Source organism: Geminicoccus sp. (assembly GCF_035556675.1).
Taxonomy (GTDB): domain Bacteria; phylum Pseudomonadota; class Alphaproteobacteria; order Geminicoccales; family Geminicoccaceae; genus Geminicoccus.
This window is the reverse complement of record NZ_DATMFZ010000051.1, coordinates 1-3,550: the sequence shown is the minus strand read 5'-3', so window position 1 is coordinate 3,550 and position 3,550 is coordinate 1. Positions and strand designations below refer to the sequence as shown.

The window sequence follows — 3,550 nt, the reverse complement described above, 5'->3', positions numbered from 1 at the left end:
GCAGCCATGCCGAACGGGCACGTCGGCAGTTCCCTTACAGGCTTCCAGGCAGCCAGGGGCCGGCGAGCGTGCGCGACAGGCCTTGCCTAGCGCCGCGCCGCAATTACGCTCCCCCGGGATGTCTGCGGCGACCGCGCCGCGCCTGGCCGGTTCTTCGTGGGTCGGTCCCTTGGGAGACGAAGATGATCCGTCGTTCGGCGCTTCTCGCCGCAGCCAGCCTCCTCAGCCTGTCGGTGACCGCACACGCCCAGGACTTCCAGCCGGCTCTGCTCTTCGACATGGGCGGCAAGTTCGACAAGTCCTTCAACGAGGCCGCCTACAACGGTGCGGAGAAGTTCAAGGCCGAGACCGGGATCTCCTATCTCGAGTTCGAGGTGACCAACGAGAGCCAGCGCGATCAGGCGCTGGAGCGCATGGCCAAGCGGGCCAGCATCGTCGTCGTGGTGGGCTTCGCCTTCGGGACCTCGCTGGAAGGCGTGTCCGAGCGCTATCCGGATGCCAAGTTCACGATCATCGACGCCAGTGTCGACAAGCCGAACGTCCAGTCGATCCTCTTCAAGGAGCACGAGGGCAGCTACCTGGTCGGCATGGCCGCGGCCCTGAAGAGCCAGACCGGCAAGATCGGCTTCGTCGGCGGCATGGACATCCCGCTGATCCACAATTTCGAGTGGGGCTACGAGCAGGGCGCGAAGGCGGCCAACCCGGACATCGAGTTCACCGCCAACTATGTCGGCACCACGCCGGCCGCCTGGAGCGATGCCACCCGCGCCAAGGAACTGGCCTTCAGCCACTATGACGGTGGTGCGGACGTGGTCTATGCCGCGGCCGGTGCCGCGGGGCTGGGCGTGCTGGAAGCCTCCAAGGACAAGGACAAGTTCTCGATCGGCGTCGACAGCAACCAGAACCACCTCTACCCGGGCAACGTGCTGACCTCGATGCTGAAAAGGGTCGACGTCGCCGTGTACGAGGCGTTCAAGTCCGCGCAGGACGGCAGCTGGCAGCCGGGCCTGCTCAATCTCGGCCTCAAGGAGGAAGGGGTCGACTACGCGCTGGACGAGTACAACAAGGACGTGCTGACCCCCGACATCGTGGCGAAGCTGGACGAGGCCAAGGCCAAGATCATCTCGGGCGAGATCCAGGTCCAGGACTACTACTCCAAGCAGCAGTAAGCGGCACCCGGCAGGTCCGCCCTGGAGCGATTTCTGCGGCAGGTGGAACCGCCTGATCGTGCAGGGATCGCTCCAGCTTCGATGGCCAGAGCATGTTCCCCCATCGCGGAGCGCCGATGTTCCAGCGCCAGCAGCCCTCATCGGCCCCGGCCGCGGTCGAGCTTCGCGGCATCGACAAGCGGTTCGGCCCGGTCCATGCCAACCGCGCGGTCGACTTGGCGGTCCGAGCCGGTACGATCCACGGGATCATCGGCGAGAACGGGGCCGGCAAGTCGACCCTGATGAACATCCTCTACGGGTTCTATCAGGCGGATGCCGGCCAGATCCTGATCGACGGTCAGGAGGTGCGCATCACCGGGCCGCAGGACGCGATCCGGGCCGGAATCGGCATGGTGTTCCAGCATTTCATGCTGGTCGAGACCTTCACCGTGCTGGAGAACATGCTGCTGGGGGCGGAAGGCGGGCCGCTCCTGGCCGGGGGCGCTGCGCGCGCCCGGGCGGAGGTCGAGCGGCTGGAGCGCGAATACCGGCTGGACGTGCCGCTGGACGCCCTGGTGTCGGACCTGCCGGTGGGCGTGCAGCAGCGCGTCGAGATCCTCAAAGCCCTGTTCCGTGGTGCCCGCATCCTGATTCTGGACGAGCCCACTGGGGTTCTCACCCCGCAGGAGGCCGACCATCTGTTCCGCATCCTCAAGAGCCTGCGCGCCCAGGGCCGCACGGTGGTTCTGATCACCCACAAGCTGCGCGAGATCATGGCGGTCACCGACCAGGTGAGCGTCATGCGCCAGGGAGCCATGGTGGCGCACCGCCCGACCGCCCGGACCTCGCGCGAGGAACTGGCCGAGCTGATGGTCGGGCGCAAGGTCCTGCTGCGGGTCGCCAAGGGCGAGGCCCGTCCCGGGCCGGTCGCGCTGCAGGTGGACGATCTGGTGGTGACCGACCGGCAGGGGGTGCAACGGGTCAAGGGCGTCTCGTTCGCGGTCCGCCGCGGCGAGATCCTGGGGATCGCCGGGGTCGCCGGCAACGGCCAGTCCGAACTCCTGGAAGCGATCACCGGCATCCGGCCCGCGACCTCCGGCCGGATCGAGCTGGACGGCCACCCGGTCCGGGGCGGCGAGGGTCGGCCGGAGGGGCTGGGCCATGTGCCCGAGGACCGGCTGCGCATGGGCCTCGTCGCCGGATTCCCCGCCTGGGAGAATGCGCTGCTCGGCTACCAGGACCGCCCGGATTGCGTGAACGGCCCGTTCCTGGACCGCCCGATGCTGCAGCGCCGCTGCGGCGAGTGGATGCGGATCTTCGACGTGCGTCCGCCCGACCCTGCCTATGCCGTCACCGCCTTTTCCGGCGGCAACCAGCAGAAACTGGTGCTGGCCCGCGAGATCGAGCACGACCCGGTGCTGCTGGTGGTGGGCCAGCCGACCCGCGGCGTCGACATCGGTGCCATCGAGTTCATCCACCGCCGCCTGATCGAGCTGCGCGACGCCGGCAAGGCCGTGCTGCTGGTCTCGGTCGAACTCGACGAGATCATGGCCCTGGCCGACCGCATCCTGGTGATGTTCGACGGCCACTTCACCGGCGAGGTCGAAGGCAGGGCGGCCGACGAGAAGCGGATTGGCCTGCTCATGGCCGGCGTGCGCAGGGACGCCGCGTGACCAGGCCGGCCAGGGGCGATGGTCATGGCGCCGGCAGTAGTCCGACGCCGTCCGTATTTTCCTGTGCACCGGCGAGCTAGCCGGGAACCACCTGGACTGGTCAGGTGGCACTTTGCTGGCCGGTTGTCTGGAGCGCGTCATGATAGCTCCTTCGCCTCCAGCCAGGCATCCCCGTGATCCAGCACATCCCAGATCGACAATGGGCGGTCCTGAAGGCGGATGTAGGGTACCTCTGTCTGCCGTACCACCGCGCCAGGAATGGCATCTGCCATCGCCTCCAGATAGGCGCTCGTGATCGGGCGGTTGGTCTGGAGCCACCAGACATAACTCGTATTGGCATGACCGTTCTGATCGACCACCAGCAGCCGCACGCGATCCCCCACGGTAGGGAAGGCAATGATCAGGGTCTTCCTGACATAGATGAACAGGCCGATGTCCTGACCCTTCTCGACCAGGGCGAGCAGACGGGTGGAGGTTCCGGGACGCAGTGCATCCAGGGCCGCGAAGAACTCCATCTCCGTGATGTTGCTGGGGCGCCGAGCCCGTGCCGTGTCCGGCGGTGGCATGATGTGTACCGTCGGCACGGGTGAACCGGACCGATCTTCCAGCACGACGATCCCGCGCACCACGTTGGTCGTCTGCAGCGGAATGGACGGCACGACCACCATCCCATGTCCGGGCAGATCGAAGATCGCGAGTTCGACCAGCGCCAGGGTGAAATGCAGCCCG

At 67.2% G+C, this 3,550-nt stretch carries 3 protein-coding genes; 2 read left to right on the top strand and 1 reads right to left on the bottom strand.

Going from position 1 to position 3,550, the window contains the following annotated elements:
- The first annotated feature begins 182 nt into the window (after window positions 1-182).
- Window positions 183-1,169, top strand: a complete 987-nt coding sequence (locus VNS22_RS03755; RefSeq protein ID WP_325729754.1) for a BMP family ABC transporter substrate-binding protein — start codon at window positions 183-185, stop codon at window positions 1,167-1,169.
- 116 nt (window positions 1,170-1,285) lie between these two features.
- Entirely contained in the window at window positions 1,286-2,821 is a 1,536-nt protein-coding gene (locus tag VNS22_RS03750; protein ID WP_325729752.1) for an ABC transporter ATP-binding protein, read from the top strand.
- 137 nt (window positions 2,822-2,958) lie between these two features.
- Here the strand turns inward: VNS22_RS03750 and VNS22_RS03745 are convergent.
- Window positions 2,959-3,550: hypothetical protein (locus tag VNS22_RS03745; protein ID WP_325729750.1), on the bottom strand; the 592-nt coding region annotated here is incomplete at its 5' end.